The 21,251-nt window shown below is 69.1% G+C and carries 19 protein-coding genes and 1 pseudogene; 12 read left to right on the forward strand and 8 right to left on the reverse strand.

The features are described from left to right. Window position 1 precedes the first annotated feature (1 nt). The 10 genes from mltB to GCU53_RS16995 all read left to right on the forward strand — a co-directional run bounded on the left by mltB (window position 2) and on the right by GCU53_RS16995 (window position 9,989). Window positions 2-1,030, forward strand: coding sequence for a lytic murein transglycosylase B (gene mltB / locus GCU53_RS16950; RefSeq protein WP_152388631.1), 1,029 nt, complete (start codon window positions 2-4; stop codon window positions 1,028-1,030). Continuing rightward, the gene (locus GCU53_RS16955; RefSeq protein WP_152388632.1) at window positions 1,027-2,001 is read left to right on the forward strand and encodes a septal ring lytic transglycosylase RlpA family protein; all 975 of its coding nucleotides are present in this window, start codon (window positions 1,027-1,029) and stop codon (window positions 1,999-2,001) included. Before mltB ends, GCU53_RS16955 begins: the two co-directional genes overlap by 4 nt. A 61-nt stretch (window positions 2,002-2,062) precedes the next feature. Beyond that, window positions 2,063-3,271, forward strand: a complete 1,209-nt coding sequence (locus GCU53_RS16960; RefSeq protein ID WP_152388633.1) for a D-alanyl-D-alanine carboxypeptidase family protein — start codon at window positions 2,063-2,065, stop codon at window positions 3,269-3,271. Window positions 3,272-3,341: 70 nt separating this feature from the next. Continuing rightward, on the forward strand, window positions 3,342-3,620 hold the full coding sequence (locus GCU53_RS16965) for a DUF493 domain-containing protein (RefSeq protein WP_152389943.1): 279 nt from the start codon (window positions 3,342-3,344) through the stop codon (window positions 3,618-3,620). Beyond that, complete coding sequence (gene lipB / locus GCU53_RS16970; RefSeq protein WP_152388634.1) at window positions 3,620-4,276, forward strand: lipoyl(octanoyl) transferase LipB; 657 nt, start codon at window positions 3,620-3,622, stop codon at window positions 4,274-4,276. The genes GCU53_RS16965 and lipB overlap by 1 nt, the downstream gene beginning before the upstream one ends. Next, window positions 4,273-5,253: a lipoyl synthase gene (gene lipA / locus GCU53_RS16975; RefSeq protein WP_152388635.1), complete on the forward strand. Its 981-nt coding sequence runs from the start codon at window positions 4,273-4,275 to the stop codon at window positions 5,251-5,253. The genes lipB and lipA overlap by 4 nt, the downstream gene beginning before the upstream one ends. Window positions 5,254-5,643: 390 nt before the next feature. Beyond that, window positions 5,644-7,440 (forward strand): thiamine pyrophosphate-requiring protein, encoded by a 1,797-nt coding sequence (locus GCU53_RS16980; protein WP_152388636.1) that lies wholly within the window; start codon window positions 5,644-5,646, stop codon window positions 7,438-7,440. After that, complete coding sequence (locus GCU53_RS16985; RefSeq protein ID WP_152388637.1) at window positions 7,440-8,546, forward strand: enolase C-terminal domain-like protein; 1,107 nt, start codon at window positions 7,440-7,442, stop codon at window positions 8,544-8,546. Before GCU53_RS16980 ends, GCU53_RS16985 begins: the two co-directional genes overlap by 1 nt. Before the next feature lie 10 nt (window positions 8,547-8,556). Further along, entirely contained in the window at window positions 8,557-9,351 is a 795-nt protein-coding gene (locus tag GCU53_RS16990; protein ID WP_208845287.1) for a hypothetical protein, read from the forward strand. After that, the gene (locus GCU53_RS16995; protein WP_152388638.1) at window positions 9,348-9,989 is read left to right on the forward strand and encodes a gluconate 2-dehydrogenase subunit 3 family protein; all 642 of its coding nucleotides are present in this window, start codon (window positions 9,348-9,350) and stop codon (window positions 9,987-9,989) included. The genes GCU53_RS16990 and GCU53_RS16995 overlap by 4 nt, the downstream gene beginning before the upstream one ends. Here the strand turns inward: GCU53_RS16995 and GCU53_RS26190 are convergent. Continuing rightward, entirely contained in the window at window positions 9,982-10,344 is a 363-nt protein-coding gene (locus tag GCU53_RS26190) for a hypothetical protein (RefSeq protein WP_244306819.1), read from the reverse strand. The two genes, GCU53_RS16995 and GCU53_RS26190, sit on opposite strands and share 8 nt — an antisense overlap. Window positions 10,345-10,350: 6 nt before the next feature. Between GCU53_RS26190 and GCU53_RS26790 the strand changes: the two are divergent. Next, window positions 10,351-10,764: pseudogene (locus tag GCU53_RS26790) on the forward strand (Rossmann-fold NAD(P)-binding domain-containing protein); the annotation flags it as partial. A 22-nt stretch (window positions 10,765-10,786) separates the two neighbouring features. Then, window positions 10,787-11,635 (forward strand): GMC oxidoreductase, encoded by an 849-nt coding sequence (locus GCU53_RS25770; RefSeq protein WP_208845289.1) that lies wholly within the window; start codon window positions 10,787-10,789, stop codon window positions 11,633-11,635. Window positions 11,636-11,664: 29 nt separating this feature from the next. Here GCU53_RS25770 and treA read toward each other — a convergent pair whose 3' ends face one another. The 7 genes from treA to GCU53_RS17035 form a co-directional block, all read right to left on the reverse strand. Further along, the gene (treA, locus tag GCU53_RS17005) at window positions 11,665-13,305 is read right to left on the reverse strand and encodes an alpha,alpha-trehalase TreA (protein ID WP_152388639.1); all 1,641 of its coding nucleotides are present in this window, start codon (window positions 13,303-13,305) and stop codon (window positions 11,665-11,667) included. Between the two features lie 463 nt (window positions 13,306-13,768). Then, window positions 13,769-15,082 (reverse strand): lytic murein transglycosylase, encoded by a 1,314-nt coding sequence (locus GCU53_RS17010; RefSeq protein WP_152388640.1) that lies wholly within the window; start codon window positions 15,080-15,082, stop codon window positions 13,769-13,771. A gap of 174 nt (window positions 15,083-15,256) precedes the next feature. Then, window positions 15,257-16,312 carry a DMT family transporter gene (locus tag GCU53_RS17015; protein ID WP_152388641.1) on the reverse strand — a complete coding sequence of 352 codons (1,056 nt, stop codon included), beginning with the start codon at window positions 16,310-16,312 and terminating at the stop codon, window positions 15,257-15,259. Window positions 16,313-16,372: 60 nt separating this feature from the next. Further along, on the reverse strand, window positions 16,373-16,609 hold the full coding sequence (locus GCU53_RS17020; RefSeq protein ID WP_152388642.1) for a hypothetical protein: 237 nt from the start codon (window positions 16,607-16,609) through the stop codon (window positions 16,373-16,375). A gap of 63 nt (window positions 16,610-16,672) precedes the next feature. Beyond that, window positions 16,673-17,281, reverse strand: coding sequence for a hypothetical protein (locus GCU53_RS17025; protein WP_152388643.1), 609 nt, complete (start codon window positions 17,279-17,281; stop codon window positions 16,673-16,675). An 11-nt stretch (window positions 17,282-17,292) separates the two neighbouring features. Further along, the gene (locus GCU53_RS17030; RefSeq protein ID WP_208845522.1) at window positions 17,293-17,958 is read right to left on the reverse strand and encodes a HupE/UreJ family protein; all 666 of its coding nucleotides are present in this window, start codon (window positions 17,956-17,958) and stop codon (window positions 17,293-17,295) included. 86 nt (window positions 17,959-18,044) lie between these two features. Next, a complete protein-coding gene (locus GCU53_RS17035; RefSeq protein ID WP_152388645.1) occupies window positions 18,045-21,245 on the reverse strand; it encodes an efflux RND transporter permease subunit in 3,201 nt (1,066 codons plus the stop codon). Window positions 21,246-21,251 lie beyond the last annotated feature (6 nt).

The following is a 21,251-nucleotide window of genomic DNA, read 5'->3' on the forward strand; positions in this document are numbered from 1 at the left end:
GATGCACATACGGCGTGGCCGGCTGGCCAGAACCCTGTCTTTGGCCAGCCTGGCGGGCTCCCTGGGGCTGGCCTGCGCGCTGCATGGCGGCGCGGCACTGGCCGGCGATTACGAGACTTCACCGCAGGTCGACGAATTCATCGCGGAGATGACCCGCGACTACGGTTTCGCCAGCGAGCAGTTGCTCGGCCTGTTCCGCGAGGTGCAGCGCAAGCAGCCGATCCTCGACGCCATCTCGCGGCCGGCGGAGCGGGCCAAGCCCTGGAAGGAGTACCGGCCGATCTTCATCACCGAGGCCCGCGTCGCCCGCGGCCTGGACTTCTGGCGCGAGCACGAGGAGGCCCTGGCCCGTGCCGAGCAGGAGTACGGCGTGCCGGCCCAGGTGATCGTCGCGATCATCGGCGTGGAGACCTTCTACGGGCGCAATACCGGCAACTACCGGGTGATCGACGCGCTGTCCACCCTGGGCTTCGACTATCCGCCGCGCGCGCTCTTCTTCCGCAAGGAATTGCGCGAGTTCCTGCTGATGACCCGCGAAGAGCAGGTCGACCCGCTCACCCTGACCGGCTCCTACGCCGGCGCCATGGGCCTGCCTCAGTTCATGCCGAGCAGCTTCCGCGCCTATGCGGTGGACTTCGACGACGACGGCCACATCGACATCTGGAGGAACCCGACCGATGCCATCGGCAGCGTCGCCAGCTATTTCAAGCGGCACGGCTGGATTGCCGGCGCGCCGGTGGCCAGCCGTGCCGAGATCTCCGGCACCGAGGCCGAAAAGGGCCTGTCCGTCGGGCTGGATCCGGTGATGAGCGTCGGCGAGCTGCGCAGCCTCGGCTGGAAGACCCGCGACCGTCTCGACGACGGGCTGCCGGTCACCGCTTTCCGTCTGGAGGGCGCGGACGGCGACGAGTACTGGATGGGGCTGCCGAACTTCTACACCATCACCCGCTACAACCGCAGCGTGATGTATGCCATGGCGGTGTACCAGCTCTCCGACCTGCTGCTCCAGGCCCGGAGTGGTCGCCGATGACGAGCCGTGTCCTGCCGTTACCGCTGCTCCTGCTCGGCACCCTGGTGCTGCTGGCCAGTTGCTCCAGCTCGCCGCCGGAGCGCGGCACGCCGTCGAGCCCCGCCGCCAAGCCCCACTATCCGCGGCCACTCAAGGACGGTGCGCCCTGGTGGGACGTCGACGTCTCGAAGATTCCCGACGCGGTGCCCACGCCCCACTACGGGCCGGTCAAGGCCAATCCCTACACGGTGCTGGGCAAGACCTACTACCCGATGAACGACGGCCGCCGCTACAAGGCCACCGGCACCGCCTCCTGGTACGGCACCAAGTTCCATGGCCAGGCCACCGCCAACGGCGAGCCCTACGACCTCTACGGGATGAGCGCGGCGCACAAGACCCTGCCGCTGCCCAGCTATGTCCGGGTGACCAACCTGGACAACGGCAAGAGCGTGATCCTGCGGGTCAACGACCGCGGTCCCTTCTACTCCGACCGGATCATCGACCTGTCCTTCGCCGCGGCGAAGAAGCTCGGCTATGCCGAGACCGGCACCGCGCGGGTCAGCGTGGAGGGCATCGATCCGCAGGAATGGTGGGCCCAGCAGGGCCGCAAGCCACCGCTGGTGCTGGCCCAGCCGCAGATGGCCAGGGCGCAGCCGGCGCCCCGTCCGGCGCCGCAGCCGATTGAGGAGTATTCGCCGCCGCCCGGCCAGCATGCGGCGCCCACGCTGCCCGTGGCGGTCGCCGCCGCGCCGGGCGGCGGGCTGTACCTGCAGGTCGGCGCCTTCGCCAATCCGGATGCCGCGGAACTGCTCAAGGACAAGCTGAGCCGGATCAGTTCCACCCCCGTATTCGTCAGCCCCGTGGTGCGCGACCGGCAGACCTTCCACCGCGTGCGCCTGGGCCCGATCGACAGCCAGGAAGAGGCTCTCCGGCTGCAGGACAGCGTGCGCCTGGCCAGACTCGGCCAGCCGACCCTGGTCAAGCCCGACTGAACCCGGGCCCCTCTCCATAGCCCGCAAGGGTGTGTTCGACTAGCCAACGACCCGAGGAACGATGAAAACCACCCGACTTGTGCAACGCCTTTTCCTGTCCCTCCTGATCTGCGTGCCGAGCGCCTGGGCCGCCGAGCCGCAGGCCACGCCGACGCCGACGCCGGTCCCCGCGCGGGCCGCGGAGCCCCAGGCCATCCCGGCGCCGCCGCAACTGGCCGCCACCTCCTATCTGCTGATGGATGCCGCCAGCGGTCAGATGCTGATCGAGAGCAACGGCGACCAGCGCCTGCCGCCGGCCAGCCTGACCAAGCTGATGACCGCCTACATCGCCACCCTGGAGATCAAGCGCGGGCAGATCAAGGAAGGCGACCTGGTCACCGTCAGCGAGCGGGCCTGGCGCACCGGCGGCTCGCGGATGTTCATCCAGGTCGGTACCCAGGTGAGCGTCGGCGACCTGCTGCACGGCATCATCATCCAGTCGGGCAACGACTCCAGCGTGGCGCTGGCCGAGCACATCGCCGGCAGCGAGGACGCCTTCGCCGACATGATGAACACCACCGCCCAGCGCCTCGGCCTGAGCAACAGCCACTTCATGAACGCCACCGGCCTGCCGCATCCGGAACACTATTCCTCGGCCCACGACATGGCCAAGCTGGCCCGCGCGATCATCTACGACGACCCGGTGCATTACGCCATCTACGCGCAGAAGGAATTCCTCTGGAACAACATCAAGCAGCCCAACCGCAACCTGCTGCTGTGGCGCGACAAGACCGTCGATGGCCTGAAGACCGGCCACACTGAGGAAGCCGGCTACTGCCTGGTGGCCTCCGCGGTGCGCGACGGCCAGCGGCTGATCGCCGTGGTGTTCGGCACCAAGAGCGAACAGGCGCGCGCCGCCGAGACCCAGAAGCTTCTGACCTACGGCTTCCGCTTCTTCGAGACCCAGACTTTCTTCCAGAAGAACACCGAACTGGCCCGCTCGCCGGTCTGGAAGGGCTCCAGCCGCGAGGTCAAGGTCGGCCTGGCCCAGGACCTGACTCTCACCGTACCGCGCGGCCAGCTCAAGCAGTTGACCACCACCAGCTTCCTCGAGCCGCAGCTGATCGCACCGGTCCTGCAGGGCGCCGTGGTCGGCAAGGTCGAGGTCAGGCTGGGCGAGCAGGTGCTGCGCAGCGCCGATCTGATCGCCCTGGAAGCCGTCGAGGAGGGTGGCCTGTTCCGTCGTCTATGGGATAGCATCCGTCTGTTCTTCTACGGTTTGTTCAACTGAACCTCAGCCGACCGCCGTCCGCCGTTTCCGGCGGGCGGCCGTCTTCGCGGGCCGAATGCCCGCCGCCGCCATGACCGATACCGACGTACAAGCCCCGAAAATCGAATTTCCCTGCGAGCGCTACCCGATCAAGGTGATCGGCGACGCCGGCGAGGGTTTCGCCGAACTGGTCGTCGAGGTGATCCAGCGTCATGCGCCCGATCTGGACAGCTCGACCCTGCGCCTGCGCGACAGCCGCAACGGACGCTTCCTCTCGGTGCAGGTGCTGATCACCGCCACCGGCGTCGAACAGCTGCAGGCCATCCACCTCGACCTGCGCGCCACCGGGCGCGTGCACATGGTGCTCTGATGCCGGGCACCATCGGCGTCCGCGAGCCGGGGCTGCTCGATTACCTGCCGACCTGGCAGGCGATGCAGCGCTTCACCAACACGCGTGGCCCGGAAACGCCCGATGAGCTCTGGCTGCTCGAGCATGCTCCGGTATTCACCCAGGGCCAGGCCGGCAAGGCCGAGCATGTGCTGTTTCCCGGCGACATCCCGGTGGTGCAGGTGGACCGCGGCGGCCAGGTGACCTACCACGGTCCCGGCCAGCTGGTCGGCTACCTGCTGCTGGACGTGCGCCGCCTGGGGATCGGCGTGCGCGAGCTGGTCAGCCGCATCGAGCGCAGCCTGATCGAGCTGCTCGCCGGCTACGAGGTCGAGGCCTATGCCAAGGCGGACGCGCCGGGGGTCTATGTCGGCGACATGAAGATCGCCTCCCTCGGCCTGCGCATCCGCAACGGCTGCTCCTTCCATGGCCTGGCCCTGAACGTGGACATGGACCTGGCGCCCTTTCAGCGCATCAACCCCTGCGGCTACGCCGGCATGGTCATGACACAACTCAAGGATCAGGCCCGCGGGCCGGTCGAATTCGCCGAGGTGCGCAGCCGCCTGCGTGCACAGCTCGCTGCGCAGCTCGGTTACGCTGAAGCAAAGACCCTTACGGGCGGGATCGAAAGCATATGAGCACGACGGAAACCACGGGCAAGGGCCCGGCCAACAAGGTTGAGACCGGGGTCAAACTGCGCGGTGCGGAGAAGGTCGCCCGCATCCCGGTGAAAGTCATTCCGACCGAGGAGCTGCCGCGCAAGCCGGACTGGATCCGCGTGCGCATGCCGGCGTCCCCCGAAGTCGAGCGGATCAAGCAGTTGCTGCGCCAGCACAAGCTGCACAGCGTCTGCGAGGAGGCCTCCTGCCCGAACCTCGGCGAGTGCTTCGCCGGCGGCACCGCGACCTTCATGATCATGGGCGACATCTGCACCCGGCGCTGCCCGTTCTGCGACGTCGGCCACGGCCGGCCGAACCCGCTCGATCCGGCTGAGCCGAGGAGCCTCGCCGTGGCCGTCGCCGACCTGCGCCTGAAGTACGTGGTGATCACCTCGGTGGACCGCGACGACCTGCGCGACGGCGGCGCCCAGCATTTCGCCGACTGCCTGCGCGAGATCCGCCAGCTGAGCCCCGGCACCCAGCTGGAGACCCTGGTGCCCGACTACCGCGGACGCATGGAGATCGCCCTCGACATCACCGCCAGCGAGCCGCCGGACGTGTTCAACCACAACCTGGAAACCGTGCCGCGCCTGTACAAGGCCGCGCGCCCGGGGTCGGACTTCGAGTGGTCGCTGGACCTGCTGGAGGCCTTCAAGAAGCGCGTGCCGGGCGTGCCGACCAAGTCCGGGCTGATGCTCGGCCTCGGCGAGACCGACGAGGAAGTGATCGAGGTGATGCAGCGCATGCGCGAGCACGACATCGACATGCTCACCCTCGGCCAGTACCTGCAGCCCTCGCGCAGCCACCTGGCGGTGCAGCGCTTCGTCCATCCCGACACCTTCGCCTGGTTCGCCGAAGAGGGCAAGAAGATGGGCTTCAAGAACGTCACCTCCGGCCCGCTGGTGCGCTCCTCCTACCACGCCGACGAGCAGGCCCACGGCGCCAAGGGCGACTGATCGCCCGCTTCCGAGAGGCCTCGCAGGAGGCCTTCCCCGAGCCGGACGGCCGGGCAGGGCGGTCGGCTCGCGCCACGCGCCCTGCCTGCCTCCACGGTTGTCGCCTGCCGTCGAAAATCACGAATCTTTTCCCGGCTTCCCGGTCAAGACCTTGGTGACCCCGAGGTCCGGCCCTGGCCGTTCGTCAGCCGGCGGGCGCATGCCGCCGTCTCCCGCCACAGGCCGGATCGTCCGGCGTCCCCGGCGCGGATGACCGCCCGGGCTGCGGAAGGCCGGGCATCCAGGCGCGAAATCCTGCTTCCCCATGGCCACTTGCGTGGCAGGGGGGGAAGTGCAGTCCATCGATGGCCTGGCCCGGATCGCGGACCCTCAATTCCAGCGAGGTTTGCCATGGCAACGACAGTCGGTGACTTTCTGGTCGAACGCCTGTACCAGTGGGGTGTGCGACGCATCTACGGCTATCCGGGCGACGGCATCAACGGTGTGTTCGGCGCCCTGAGCCGTGCCCAGGAGAAGATTCGCTTCATCCAGGTCCGGCACGAGGAAATGGCCGCCTTCATGGCCTCGGCGGAGGCCAAGTTCGGCGGCGGCCTGGGTGTCTGCATCGCCACCTCGGGGCCCGGTGCATCGCACCTGATCACGGGCCTCTACGACGCCCGCCTGGACCACATGCCGGTGCTGGCGATCACCGGCCAGCAGGCGCGCACCGCCATGGGCGGGCACTACCAGCAGGAGGTGGACCTGGTGTCCATGTTCAAGGACGTGGCCGGCGCCTTCGTCCAGCAGGCCAGTGCGCCGGAGCAGGTGCGCCATCTGGTCGACCGGGCGATCCGCATCGCACTGGGCGAGCGCCGGGTGACCGCCATCGTCCTGCCCAACGACCTGCAGGAGATGGAGTACAGCGAGCCGCCGCACGCGCACGGCACCCTGCACTCCGGCATCGGCTACAGTCGGCCCAGGAAGGTGCCCTACGACGAGGACCTGCGGCGGGCCGCCGAAGTGCTCAACGCCGGCAGCAAGGTCGCCATCCTGGTCGGCGCCGGCGCCCTTGCGGCCACCGACGAGGTCATCCAGGTCGCCGAACGGCTCGGCGCCGGCGTGGCCAAGGCGCTGCTCGGCAAGGCGGCGGTGCCCGACGACCTGCCTTGGGTCACCGGCTCCATCGGCCTGCTCGGCACCGAGCCGAGCTACAAGCTGATGAATGAATGCGACACCCTGCTGATGATCGGCTCCGGCTTTCCGTATTCCGAATTCCTGCCCAAGGAAGGCCAGGCGCGCGGCGTGCAGATCGATCTCAAGGCCGACATGCTCAGCCTGCGCTACCCGATGGAGGTCAACCTGGAGGGCGATGCCGCCGAAACCCTGCGCGCCCTGCTGCCGCTGCTGCGGGAGAAGGAGGACCGCCGCTGGCGCGCCGACATCGAGGACTGGCGCGGCGACTGGGAGAAGAAGCTCGAGAGCCGCGCCCTGGTGTCGGCCACGCCGATCAACCCGCAGCGGGTGGCCTTCGAGCTGTCGCCGCGCCTGCCCGAGCGTGCCATCGTCACCTGCGACTCCGGCTCCTGCGCCAACTGGTTCGCGCGCGACCTGAAGATCCGCCGCGGCATGATGTGCTCGCTGTCCGGCGGCCTGGCCTCCATGGGTGCCGGGGTGCCCTACGCCATCGCCGCCAAGTTCGCCTACCCGGATCGCACGGTGGTGGCCATGGTCGGCGACGGCGCCATGCAGATGAACAACATGGCCGAGCTGATCACCGTCGCCAAGTACTGGCGGGAATGGCAGGACCCGCGCTGGATCTGCTGCGTGTTCAACAACGAGGATCTCAACCAGGTCACCTGGGAGCAGCGGGTCATGGAGGGCGATCCGAAATTCGAGGCCTCGCAGAACATTCCCAACGTGCCCTACCACCAGTTCGCCGAATCCATCGGCCTGCGGGGCCTCTACGTCGACCGCGAGGACGCCGTGGCCGCCGCCTGGGAGGAGGCCCTGGCCGCCGACCGGCCGGTGCTGCTCGAGTTCAAGACCGACCCCAACGTGCCGCCGCTGCCGCCGCACATCACCTTCGAGCAGGCCCGGAAGTTCGCCAGCACCCTGCTGAAGGGCGATCCGAACCAGGCCGGCATCATCGCCCAGACCGCCAAGCAGGTACTCGGCAGCGTCCTGCCCAAGGGCCGGGACAAGCAGTGATGGATGTGTCGGACCTCAGGATCGCCGGCGTGCGCGCCTCGGCCTATCGCATCCCCGCCGAGCGGCCCGAAGCCGACGGCACCTTCCGCTGGGAGGCGACGACCCTGGTGCTGGTGGAGGTCGAGGCCGGCGGCCGGACCGGTCTGGGCTATACCTATGCCGATGCCTCGCTGCTGCGGCTGATCGACGACAGCCTGGGCGAACTGGTCGTGGGCGCCGATCCGATGGCACCCGCCCGGGTCAGCGGGCAGCTCTGGGCGCGGGTGCGCAACCTGGGCCGCGCGGGCCTCGCCGCCTGCGCCATCTCGGCCCTCGACACGGCGCTCTGGGACCTCAAGGCCAGGTTGCTCGACCTGCCCCTGGCGACCCTGCTCGGGCGCTGCCGCGACAACGTGAGGGTATACGGCAGCGGGGGCTTTCTCTCCTACTCGGATCGCCAGCTGCGCGAGCAGCTCGGCCGCTGGGCGGCGGAGGACGGCTGCCGCTGGGTGAAGATGAAGATCGGCGGCGAGGCCGGCCGCGAGCTGGCGCGGATCAGGACGGCGCGCGAGGCGATCGGCGGGGCCGGGCTGCTGGTCGACGCCAACGGCGCCTACGGCAGCCGCCAGGCCATCGCCCTGGCCCGGCGCATGGCGGAGCTGGGCGTCGGCTGGTTCGAGGAGCCGGTCAACTCGGACGACCTCGACGGCCTGTGCCGGGTGCGCAGGGCCATGGATGCCGCCGGCCCGGATCTGGAGATCGTCGCCGGCGAGTACGCCTATACCCCCGACGACTTCCGCCGCCTGCTGGAGCGGCGGGCCGTGGACGTGCTGCAGGCCGACCTCACCCGGTGCGGCGGGATCAGCGGCTTCCTGCGCGCGGCGGCACTCTGCGAGGCCTTCCATGTCGATCTGTCGGCGCACTGCGCGCCGGCCCTGCACCTGGCGGTGGCCTGCGCGGTGCCGCGGCTGCGGCATGTCGAATGGTTCCACGACCACGTGCGCATCGAGGCGATGCTCTTCGACGGCGCGCCGCAACTGCGCCAGGGGCGGATCGCCCCCGACCTGACGGCGCCCGGCCACGGCCTGCGCCTGCGCCGGGCGGACGCCCAGGTCTACGCGGTCTGAGGCGGCGCCCATGGTGTCCCGAACCCGACTGCAGTGGCTGGCGCTGGGTGCGGGCGGCGCGCTCGCCTGTGTCGCGCTCTGCTGGCAGCGCTGCGAGGCGCGGCGGCAGGCTGCGGCCCGGCCCGGCGGCGAGTCCCTGCAGGAGCCCCTGCGCCAGCTCGACCGGGGAGCGGGCGTGCTGGCTCTGGCCGTGGCGGCCGACAGCCCCCTGGAACATTGCCGCGGCGACTTCCGGAACCGCGCCATGTACGCCCCGCTGCTCAGCTCCGGCCTGTCGCTGCTGGCCGGCAGTCGGCGCCTGCGTGAAGCCCTGCCGCGGGCGCACCGCCTGCGCGACGCCATCGCGCTGGGCTCGGTGCTGACCGGCCTGGCCGGGACCGGCTTTCACCTCTGGAACGTCGCCAGGCGTCCGGGCGGCATCGGCTGGAGCAACCTGTTCTATGCCGCCCCGCTCGGCGCGCCGGCGGCGCTGGTGCTATCCGGTCTGCTGGGGACGTCGGCCGAGGCCGGGCTGCTGCACTTTCGCGGCGCCTTCCAGAACCCGGCCATGCTCCTGCCGGTCAGCGCCCCGCCGGTCGCCGCAGGACTCCTGGCCGGCAGCGCCCTGGCCGGGACCGGCTTTCATGCCCTCGGCGTCGCGCGCAATTGCGGCGGCTGGCGCAACTGGCGGCAGAACCTGCATGCCGGTCCGCCATTGCCGGCACCGGCCGGCTTCACCGGCCTGGCGCTGGCCGGTCTGGCCGCAGAGCTGCTGCTGGACCGGGAGCGGCGGGCCCTGGCGCACCAGGAGGAGAGGCAGGCATGAGCACGCGCTATCCCGGTTACGACGTCCTGGCCAAGCGTCACAGCCTGTCCTGGAACGAGCCGACGCGCCGAGCCGTGGATGCCCGGCTGGCGCTGCCGCGCGAGCCGAGGTTCTTCGCGTCGCACGAGTGGCGCATCCTCGAAGCGGCCTGCGCACGCATCCTGCCGCAGCCGGCCGGGCGTCCGCCGGTGCCCCTGGCGGCCATGGTCGACGCCAGGCTCTTCGAGCGGCGCGGCGATGGCTATCGGGACAGCCGCCTGCCCCCGCTGCAGCAGGCCTGGCGCCGGGGCCTGGCGGCGCTGGAGGCCGAGGCGAAGGCCCGTCATGGCCAGGCCTTCGCCGAGCTGGCGGGGGGCGTGCAGGATGCGCTGCTGCGCGCCATGCAGGACGGCGAATTCGACCACCCGGCCTGGGGCGGCATGCCGGCGGCGCTGTTCTTCTACCACCGCCTGCTGCATGACATCACCTCGGCCTACTACAGCCATCCGACGGCCTGGAGCGAGATCGGCTTCGGCGGTCCGGCCAGTCCCCGGGGCTATGTGCGGCTGGGCGCCAATGTGCGCGACCCCTGGGAGCCGGCCGAGCTCAGGACGGGCCAGGAGGGCAAGGCCCTGGAGCTGAACCGGCATGTCAGGTGATCCCTTCCTCGAAGCCCTGGAAATCCCGCGCGGGCGAGGCGGCCGGGCGCTGGACGTGTTCCGGCGCGGCGGCTGGGTGCCGATGCGCGAGTACCCGGAACAGGAGCCGGTGGATTTCGCCATCGTCGGCACTGGCGCCGGCGGCGGCACTCTGGCCTGCCGGCTGGCCGAGGCGGGCTTTTCCGTGGTCGCCTTCGACGCCGGCGCCTGGTGGCGGCCGCTCGAGGAGTTCGCCTCCGACGAGGCGCACCAGGAAAAGCTGTTCTGGACCGACGAGCGCCTGTGCGACGGCGACGATCCGCTCAAGCTCGGCACCAACAACAGCGGCCGGGCGGTCGGTGGCAGCACCGTGCATTTCGCCATGGTCTCGCTGCGCTTCCGGCCCGAGTGGTTCAAGTCGCGCAGCCTGCTCGGCTACGGACTCGACTGGCCGCTCGACTGGCGGGAGATGTGGCGCTACTACGCCGAAGTCGAGCAGGCGCTGAAGATCGCCGGCCCGCTGCGTTATCCCTGGGGGCCGAAACGGCCGCGCTATCCCTACCGCCAGCACGAGGTGAACGCCCCCGGCCTGGCCCTGGCGCGCGCCTGCGAGGCCCTGGGGGTGGCCTGGGCGCCGACGCCGCTGGCCACGCTCTCCGCGCCCCGCGAGGATGCCCCGCCCTGCGTCTACCGCGACTTCTGCGTCGCCGGCTGTTCGACCAACGCCAAGCAGAGCATGCTGACCACCTGGATACCCTGGGCGCTCAGGGCCGGCGCGGAAATCCGCGACCTGGCCATGGTCGGGCGCATCGAGACCGGTGCCGACGGCCTGGTCAGCGGCCTGCACTACCACCGCGAAGGGGCGTGGCGGTTCCAGCGCGCGCCACGTGGTGGTTGCCGGCTACGCCATCGAGACGCCGCGGCTGCTGCTCAACTCGGCCTGCGCGCGCCATCCGCACGGGCTGGGCAACAGCTCCGGGCTGCTCGGCAGGAACCTCATGGTGCATACCAATCAGGCGATATGGGGACGGCTGGCGGAGGAGGTGCGCTGGTACAAGGGGCCGCCGTCGATGGCCCTGTGCGAGCACTGGAACTACGAGGACCGGGGCAAGGACTTCTTCGGCGGCTACGCCTTCATGAGCCAGGGCCCGTTGCCCGCCGCTTGGGTCGCCAGCCAGACCGGCAACCGCGGCCTGTGGGGCCAGGCCCTGGTGGACGCCATGCAGCACTACAACCACCAGGTCGGCCTGAAGATCGTCGGCGAAACCCTGCCGCAGGCGCGCAACCGGGTGAGTCTGGCCGACGAGCGCGACCTTTTCGGCCTGCCCGTCGCCCGTGTCACCTGGTCGCTGTGCGACAACGACCGGCGTCTGGTGGCGCACGCCCTGGCGTTCATGCGCCGCGGTCTGGACGCCATCGATGCCTGCGACATCTGGGCCGGGTCCAACAACACCGCGCATCTCGCCGGCACCGCGCGGATGGGCTTCGATCCGGCCGACAGCGTGGTCGACGCCGACTGTCGCAGCTGGGACATCGGCAACCTGTGGATTTGCGACGGCTCGGTGTTTCCCACCGTGGGAGGCGTCAACCCCTCGCTGACCATCCAGGCCGTCGCCTGCCGGACGGCCGACCGGATACGCGAGCTGGCCCGGCGCGGCGAGCTGTAACCCCGGCTGCGCCGCCCGGGCCGGGCGCTCTACTGGCCGGCCAGCGCCTCCTGACGGGGATAGAGGCCCAGCAGCTTCAGGGTGACGCCGTTGGTCCAGCCGAAGCCGTCCTGCAGCCGGTACTCGCCGCCGCCCCCGCCGAGGTGCTCGCCTTCCACGCTGTATTTCTCCACCAGCTTGTGCTCCCGGTCGAACAGCGCCTGCACCTGGGCGAGGAAGTTCCGGCCGACGGTCTCGGCCAGCCGCCCCTGGCCATAGCGGCGCAGACCGGACACGGCGATCCACTGCAGGGGCGCCCAGCCGTTGGGGGAGTCCCACTGCTGGCCGTTGTCGACCTGTGTGGTGTTCAGTCCACCCGGCTTGACCAGGGTCGCTTCCACCGTCCCGGCAGTGCGCTCGGCCCGCTCGGCGGAGGGCAGGCCGACGAACAGCGGATAGAGGGTGGCGGCGGTGATCTGCTTGCTGAGCCGGTTCTGCTTCCAGTCGAAGTCGGCGTAGTAGCCGGCATCGTTCCACAGGTGCTGCTCGATCGCCTGCCGGCGCCGCTCGGCCCGCGCGTCGTAGGCCTCCGTGCAGCTCACCATGGCGCTCTTCTGGCAGGCCAGGGCGATGGTGTTCTCCAGGTGGTACAGCAGGCTGTTGAGGTCGATCGGCACGATGGCGGTGGTGCGGATGGTGGTCATGCTCTTGCGGTCCTCCAGCCAGCGGGAACTGTAGTCCCAGCCGCTGGCGGCACCGGCGCGCAGGTCCCGGTAGACCTCGCTGGCCGGCCGCCCCCGGGCCTGCTCGGCGGTTTCGACGTCCTGCATGTAGGATTCCTGGCGCGGCGTGTCGCGGTCGTCCCAGTAGCGGTTGAACAGGCTGCCGTCGGCCAGGCGCACGACATGGCGCGATGCCTCGCCGGGCTTGAGGCTCTGCGAGCCCTCCATCCAGTAGGTGTATTCCTTCTGCAGCTGCGGCAGGTAGCGGCGATAGGCCTCGTCGCCTTCCACCTGCGCCATGAGCTCGACCATGAAGGAGAAGAAGGGCGGCTGCGAACGGCTCAGGTAGTAGGAGCGGGTGCCGTTGGGGATATGGCCGTAGGTGTCGATCAGGTAGGCGAAGTTGTCGACCATCTGCCGCGCCAACTGCTCCTCGCCGCTCTCCACCAGGCCCAGCATGGTGAAGTAGGAGTCCCAGTAGTACAGCTCGCGGAAGCGCCCGCCCGGCACCACGTAGGGGTGGGGCAGCGGCAGCTTGCTGCCGTGCGCGGGGACTTCGGCGCTCCGGCGGGTGAGCGCCGGCCAGAGCCGCTCGATGTGCTCGCGCAGGCTCACGCCCGGGCTGGTCGGCTGGGTTTCCGCTGCCGGCGCGGGTGCGAAGTTGTCCGCCACGAACTGGCGGAGGTCGAAGTCCGCCCGATGGCGCCGGGCCAGGTAGTCGGTGCGGATGGCGGCAGGGTCGCGCCGCGGCACGGCGTCCACGAAGTGCTTCTGGTCGTCGAACAGCCACTGTCGCTGGACGTCCTGGAAGAGTTCCGGGTAGGCCTCGTCCGGGGTGAGGGCTCGCCGAGTGCTGGCGTCCTGGTAGGTCCAGCCGTCCGCTAAGGCGCTGGTGCCGGCACTGGCGAGCAGGAGCGAAAGCGACAGGGCGAGCAGGGGGCCCGGCTGGGGGCGGGGAAGGACTTTCATAGGCTATCCGTGGGTCTCGTTGTTGTTGTGAAGAATCCGGATGCAGCGCTTTTCGCGGAGAGCGGCCGACAGGCCGCCGCGAGGATCGGCCTGGCAGGGCCTGGGTGGCATGGAGGTCCGATCTTTGGGTAGCGCTATCTTTGGGCGGCGGACGCGGCCCAAGGCAGGAAGCGTCAGCGCCATCTTGTTGTTCTTGCGAGGTGCCGCAGAGGGCGCCCGAAGCGGGCAGCTGGAAAGGCCGCTTCGCCTAAGATAGCGCTACCTTAACGGGCGGGTCTTGCTTTGACAAGGCGGTGCTGGGCAGGGGGGAAGGTGTCGGGGAGAGGGGACCGCGTTCGCCTGGCAACCGGGCGGGCGGGAGTCTGTCCACGCAAGGCGCGGCCAAGGGGGCATGGGCCCTGCGTCTGCGGAGCCGGTCTGCCAGGGGAGGAGGGCAGACCGGGCCGGCGCCCGGACGCCGGCGTCAGTGGCGGCGCAGGGCCTCGAGCAGCTCGCTGGTCGGATAGCCGTCGGCCGGCCAGCCGAGACGCTGCTGGAAGCCGCGCACCGCCTTGCGGGTATTGGCGCCGATGATGCCGTCGGCGCTGCCGGGATCGAAGCCGTTGCTGGCCAGCAGGTTCTGCAGCTCGATGCGTTCGCTGCGGCTCAGCGGCGTATCGCCGAGCGGCCAGGCGGCGACGATCTGCCCGCGGTTCTGGAAGCGCTCGCCGAGCAGGCCGATGGCCAGCGCGTAGGAGGTGGAGTTGTTGTACTTGAGCACGCTGCGGAAGTTGTCCAGCACCAGGAAGGCCGGACCGCGGTGTCCGGCGGGCAGCAGCAGGCTGGCCTGTTCGCCGTCCGCAACGCGGGTGACGGGCAGGGTCAGGCCCAGTTGGCGCCACTCGCCCAGCGACTTGCGGTCGGCCATGTCGGCCTGGGCGTAGTCGAAGCCCTGCGGCAACCGCACCTCGAAGCCCCAGGGCTGGCCCCGGCGCCAGCCGGACGCCTGCAGGTAGTGGGCGGTGGAGGCCAGGGCATCGGCAGTCGAGTCCCAGATGTCGCGGCGCCCGTCGCCGTCGAAGTCCACCGCGTGGCTGAGGTAGGTGGTCGGGATGAACTGGGTCTGGCCCATGGCGCCGGCCCAGGAGCCGATCATCCGCTCCGGGCGCACGTCGCCGTTCTGCAGGATCGACAGGGCCGCCAGCAGTTGGTCGTGGGCGAACTGCGGGCGGCGTCCCTCGAAGGCCAGGGTGGCCAGCGAGCGGATCACCGACTTGTTGCCCATGACCTGGCCGAAGTTGCTTTCCATGCCCCAGACCGCCACCAGCGCCTGGCGGTCGACGCCATAGCGCGCCTCGAGCCGCTCCAGCAGCGCGGCATGCCGCTTCAGCAGGTTCTGGCCGTTGCGCACCCGCTGCTCGGCCAGGGCGCCTTCCAGGTAGGCCCAGACCGGCCGGGTGAACTCCGGCTGGCTGCGGTCCGCGGTGACCACCGCGGGATCGGGATTGATGCCGGCGAACGCCCGGTCGAAGATCAGCGGCTGGATGCCGGCGGCCAGCGCCTCGCGGCGGAAGTTGTCGCGCCAGTCCTCGAAGCTGATGGCGGCGAGCGGTGCGGTCGGCTGGGCGGGCGGTACGGCGACCGCTGGCGGCGCCACGCTGGCGGCGCTCGGGACTGGTGCGGCGACGGCCGGGGCGGAGTCGGCGGTGGGGGTGTCGACGCAGGCAGTCAGCAGGGCCAGCGCGCTGCCGGCGATCAGCTGGCGGAGGATCTGGCCGGGGGCCGGGGTGCTGAGCATCGGTACATCTCGAAAGGCTGCGATCAAGCGGCGACCATAACATGCCGGGGCGGGCTTGTCCGCCCGTGCCGTCGGAAGGGGAGCGCCCCGATTGCGCCGCGTTGCCGGCGGATTGCCTGGGACCTTGCCGCCATGTCTGGTTCGCCCCCACTCAAGCGGCCAGACCCTGCGCACCTAATGGTCATGCCGGTGGTGGGCGTCCGGGAAGTGTGGGTGCGTGTGACGCAGGGGCTCGTGCCGATGCGGATGCCTGTGTCTGGTGCCAGGCGCGACGGGTTCGTCATGCATGTGCTGGTGATGTTCGTCGTGGATATGTTCGTGCTCGTGCTCGTGCTCCAGCGCCTCGTGCACGTGTTCGTGTTCATGGCGTTCGGTCAGATGCAGCCCAACGCCAAGAGCCATCAGCAGTCCGGCGCCCAGCAGCGGCAGCGTGAGCGGGTCGCCCATCGCTACCGAGAGGATCGCGCCCAGGAACGGCGCGACGGAAAAATAGGCGCCGGTACGGGCTGTGCCGAGGTGGCGCAGGCCGACGACGAACAAGGCCAGGCTGACACCGTAGGCAAGGAAACCAACCGTCAGCGCGCCCATCAGGTTCGGCAAGGACGGCAAGTCTGCACCCAGCACGAAGGCCAGGGCCAGGTTTACCGAGCCGGCGATCAGGCCCTTGATCGAAGCAATCCACGTGGCGTCCGACAGCGATACCTTGCGTGTCAGGTTGTTGTCGAGCCCCCAGGCGAAGCATGCACCTATTATCGCCAGTGATGGCCACAAACCGGCGAAACTGGTTTCAGCCGACCAGCTCAGAACCACCGCGCCGGCCACGATGGCTACCATGCCCAGCGCGATGCGGCGATCGAAATTCTCCTTGAAGGCGAACCATGCAAGCAGGGCGGTGAATACGCCCTCGGCATTGAGCAACAGCGAGGCTCCCGATGCCGGCATGCCGGTCAGCCCCAGCATCAACAACACAGGGCCCGCTACGCCGCCGGCGCCGATCGCCCCGGTGAACCAGGCTACTTCGCGGCGCGGCAGGCTGACCGCCGGGGCGTGGCTCAGGCGGCGGTACAGCGTCAGCCCCACCCCCGAGCCAAGGTAGAGCAGCCCCGCCAGCAAACAGGGACTGACGCTGTCCAGCAACAGTTTCGCCAGTGGCGTTCCAGCGCCGAACAGTGCGGCGGCGCCAAGTGCCGCCAGCACGCCAGGTTGGCGCAGCCCTTCCTTCCAGTTCACTCCGTTCGTCTCCCTGGTGTGCAAGGCCACAGCCTGCGGTCTTGCCTTGCCATGTGCCGGTCAGGGCCTGGCGACGGCCTTCTTCTCGGCATCGCAACGCGCTTTCAATGCCTTGATCTCGGGATTGCTCGGGTCGTTCGAATAATGGTGAGTATCGGCGAGTTGCTTGCAGGTTGTCGGCACCGGCTTGGGCTGATCGGCATCGAATGACTTCGAATGGTCGTGGGCGCCGGCGGACAACGCGACCAGGCTGGCCGAGGCGGCCACGATGGAAAGGACAGTCAGACGTACGTTCATTGCATTACTCCAGGTGGTGAATCAAAGCCGGTCGTGAGCCGGCAGGGTGAGAAAAATGGCCGCTCATTCATGGTCGGGACGGAACAGCTCCTGCTGGAAGCCGCTCACTTCGAGCTGCACGGTCACCGGTTCGCTGCCGCGATTGAGCCAGTACCAGCCGTGCGTGCCATCGAACGGGGCGGTGAATGTGCCGGAGGCCTCGCGCTGGGAGCGCTCGATCCAGTAGCTGGTGTATTCGTCTTCGGCCGCCCCGGTGCGTTCGCCATGCATGTCGACCGCGACGTTACCGCTCGCCGTCCAGTGGAACACCAGGCCATCGCCGGATTTCATAGCGGCCTTGATCTCGGCGCCTTCGCCCGGAGCCAGGAGCAACGACTGCATGTCGCGGCGATACGCGCCCGCGCGTTTACTGACCACGTTCGCCTCCGCCGGCTCGAGCGGCTGTCCGGGCGCCTCCGCGACAGGGTCCGCTGCAGCGGACGGCCCGGCGGCCTTGGCCGTCTCCGCCAGCGCATCGAGTCCCAAACGGGCCCCGATGCCCGTGGGGTCGATGCCGTATTCGGCCGGCAGGACGGTGGTCACCAGAATGACGCCGGCTGCACCGAAGGCGATGAGGGTTGCCTTCAGCAGGCGCTGGGTCGAAGGCAGGGATTGGGGTTGGAAACTGGACATGGAGGCCTCGATCAGGAAACGAAATAACCGGTGAGTTGGTAGCCGATCAGCATGAAGCCGGCGGTCATCAGTACGGTATTGGCGGCGAAGGCCTGATGCGCGAAAGCGGCGCTGCGGCGCCAGAATCCCATCGCGATGAGGATCGCGCCGAGCGCCAGCAACTGGCCGAGCTCGACGCCCACGTTGAACGCCAGGATGTTTGCCACCAGCCCATCGCGGGACAGCTCGAAATCCTGGAGCTTGGTCGCCAGGCCGAAGCCATGGAAGAAGCCGAAGATCAGCACCGCTGCCTTGGTGTTGGGCTGAAAGCCGAACCAGCGCTTGAAGGCTCCGAGGTTGTCCAGCGCCTTGTAGACGACGGACAGGCCGATGATCGCGTCGACGAGATAGGCGTTGACCTGGACGTTGCCGAGCACGCCATACAGCAGCGTCACGCTGTGGCCGATCGCGAAGAGCGTCACATAGGCGCCGACCTGGCGCAGGTGGTACAGGAAGAACACCACTCCGAACAGGAACAGCAGGTGATCGTAGCCGGTCACCATGTGCTTGGCGCCGAGATAGGCGAATACGATCAACTGGTGGCCGCTGCTTCGTTCGAGAAAGGCCTGGTCGTCGCCAGTGACCCCATGGGCCGCTGCGGCACCCGCCACCAGCAGCAGGGCCAGCCCCAGGAACATCCGCCAGCACCCGGCAAGGCCGGGTAAGCGAGAGGAAAATGCGTCGCTCAAGACAGTCTCCGTAGCAGGTTTGAAAAGCGTTCGAATCATCGCGACATCCCCCCCGATGGCATCGGCGCCCGGCTTTCCGCCGTTTCCAGCGATTCGCCATCGCGATGCAGCAGGCGGTACAACGCCGGCAGCACCAGCAGGGTCAGCAGCGTCGACGAGAGGATGCCGCCGATCACGACGGTCGCCAGGGGACGTTGCACCTCGGCGCCGGTGCCGACATTGAGTGCCATGGGCACGAAGCCGAGGCTGGCGACCAGGGCGGTCATCAGTACCGGACGCAGGCGCGTCAAGGCGCCGTCCAGGATCGCTTCATGCAGGGGCTTGCCGTCGGCGCGCAGCTTGCGGATGAAGCTGATCATCACCAGGCCGTTGAGCACCGCCACGCCGGACAACGCGATGAATCCCACGCCGGCGGAGATCGAGAACGGAATGCCGCGCAACCACAAGGCCAGTACGCCGCCGGTCAGCGCCAGCGGCACGCCGCTGAACACGATGGCGGCATCCTTCGCCGAGCCGAAGGCCATGAACAGCAGGCCGAAGATCAACAGCAGCACTACCGGTACGACGACCGTCAGGCGCTGGCTGGCCGAGATGAGCTGCTCGAAGGTGCCGCCGTACTCGACCCAGGTGCCCTCCGGCAGCTCGACCTCGGTCGCGACCCTGGCGCGCAGTTCTTCGACGAACGAGCCCAGATCGCGACCGCGCACGTTGGCGGTGATCACCACCCGCCGCTTGCCGTTCTCGCGGCTGATCTGGTTCGGACCCGGTTCGACTTCAATACGGGCGACTGCACTCAGCGGCACATGGCGTGGAGAGGACGAGGCGGCTCCGCCGTCGACAACGTCGGCCTGCGCGGGCAGTGCGATCGGCAGGGTCGCGATCACCCTGGGATCCTGACGCTGGCTCTCGGGCAGCCGCACGACGATGTCGAAGCGCCGGTCACCCTCGAACACCTGGCCCGCAGTGGCCCCGGCCAGCGCGACCGATACCGTGTCCTGCACGTCGGCCACCGACAGGCCATGGCGTGCCAGCGCCGCGCGGTCGGGGGCGATGGTCATCAGCGGCAAGCCGGTGACCTGCTCCAGCTTCACGTCAGCCGCTCCGTCGATCCCGGCGGCAACGGCCTCGATTCGCTCGCCGACTTCGGCCAGTTGCTCCAGATCGTCGCCATAGAGCTTGATCGCCACCTCGGCGCGCACGCCGGCGATCAGCTCGTTCATACGCATCTGCACGGGCTGGGTGAATTCGTAGTTGTTGCCCGGAATGGTACGCACCGCAGCTTCCATTTCGGCGATCAGCGCGGTTTTCGGTTTACGCGGGTCCGGCCAGTCGGCACGCTCCTTGAGCATGACGAAGGTATCGGCGACCGAGGGCGGCATCGGATCGGTGGCGACCTCGGCGGTGCCGAGCTTGGCGACCACCTGGTCGACCTCGGGAAAGGCCTTGATCCGTGCCTCGAGCTGCTCCTGCATGCCGATCGCCTGGGTCAGGCTGGTGCCCGGGATGCGCAGCGCATGCAGGGCGATGTCGCCTTCGTCCAGATTGGGGATGAACTCGGTACCCAGGCGCGTCGCCAGCAGGCCTGCGAGTACCGTCAGGATCGCCGCGGCCCCCACGACGAGGATGCGCAGGGCCAGGGCCTGGCGCAGCACTGGTGCGTAGAGCCACTTCAGGCCGCGCATCGCTCCGGTTTCCTTTTCGTGGACCTTACCGGTGACGAACTGCGCCACGGCGGCCGGCACGAAGGTCAGCGACAGCGCCATTGCCGCGGTCAGCGCCATCACCACGGTGATGGCCATCGGGTGGAAGGTCTTGCCCTCGACGCCGCTCAGGGCAAAGATCGGCAGGTACACTGCGGCGATGATGAACAGGCCGAACAGGCTCGGCTTGATCACCTCGGCGCTGGCGTGGGCCGCCAGTTCGAAGCGTTCCTCGCGCGTCAGCAGGCGCCCGAGGGCATGCTGGCGTTCGCCGAAGCGGCGCAGGCAGTTCTCGACGATGATCACGGCGCCATCGACGATCAGGCCGAAGTCCAGGGCGCCGAGGCTCATCAGGTTGGCCGAGATCCGGTTCTGCACCATGCCGGTGATGGTCAACAGCATGGTCAGCGGAATCACCGCCGCGGTGATCAGCGCGGCGCGCAGGTTGCCGAGCAGCAGGAACAGGACGGCCACGACCAGCAGGGCGCCTTCCAGCAGGTTCTTCTGCACAGTGGCGATACTGCGGTCGACCAAGCTGGTGCGGTCGTAGACGGCGCGGGCGCTGACGCCCTCGGGCAAGGCTGCGTCGATCTCCCTGAGCTTGGCCCCGGCCCGCTGCGCGACCTCCCGGCTGTTCTCGCCGACCAGCATGAACACCGTGCCGAGCACCACTTCGCGCCCGTCCTTGGTCGCCGCGCCGGTGCGCAGTTCGGCGCCTTCGCCGACCGTGGCGACATCGCGGATGCGCAGCGGCAGGCCGTCGCGCATGGCCACCACCACCTCGCCCAGGCCGTCGGCATCGCCGATCTGGCCGGGCACGCGGATCAGGTACTGTTCGCCGGAGCGCTCGATGTAGCCGGCTCCCCGATTGGCGTTGTTGCGCTCGATCGCCTCCGGCAGATCGTTCAGGGTCAGGCCGTAGGCGAGCAGCCTGGTCGGATCGGGGGTGATATGGAACTGGCGGACATGGCCGCCGATGGTGTTGACCTCGGTCACGCCCTTGAGGTGCCGCAGCTGCGGTCGGATCACCCAGTCCTGCAGATTGCGCATATCCGCCGGCGACCAGGGCGTACCGTCGGCCTTGGTCGCGCCGGACTCGGCCTCGACGGTATACATGAAGATCTCGCCCAGCCCCGTCGCCACCGGTCCCAGGCTCGGCTCCAGCCCTTCCGGCAGTTGCGAGGCGGCCTGCTGCAGACGCTCGGCCACCTGTTGCCGGGCGAAGTAGATGTCGGTGCCGTCCTCGAACACCACGGTGACCTGGGACAGGCCGTAGCGGGAAATCGAGCGGGTGTATTGCAGGCGAGCCAGGCCGGCCAGGGCAGTCTCGACCGGGAAGGTCACCCGCTGCTCGGCCTCCAGTGGCGAATAGCCCGGTGCCTCGGTATTGACCTGAACCTGGACGTTGGTGATGTCGGGCACCGCGTCGATCGGCAGGCGGCCGTAGTTCCAGACCCCCAGCGCGGAAATGCCCAGCATGAGGACCAGGACCAGCCAGCGATGCGCGATCGCGGCGCGAATGATGCGTTCGAGCATGGTGCT

Source organism: Azotobacter salinestris, assembly GCF_009363155.1.
Classification (GTDB): Bacteria; Pseudomonadota; Gammaproteobacteria; order Pseudomonadales; family Pseudomonadaceae; genus Azotobacter; species Azotobacter salinestris.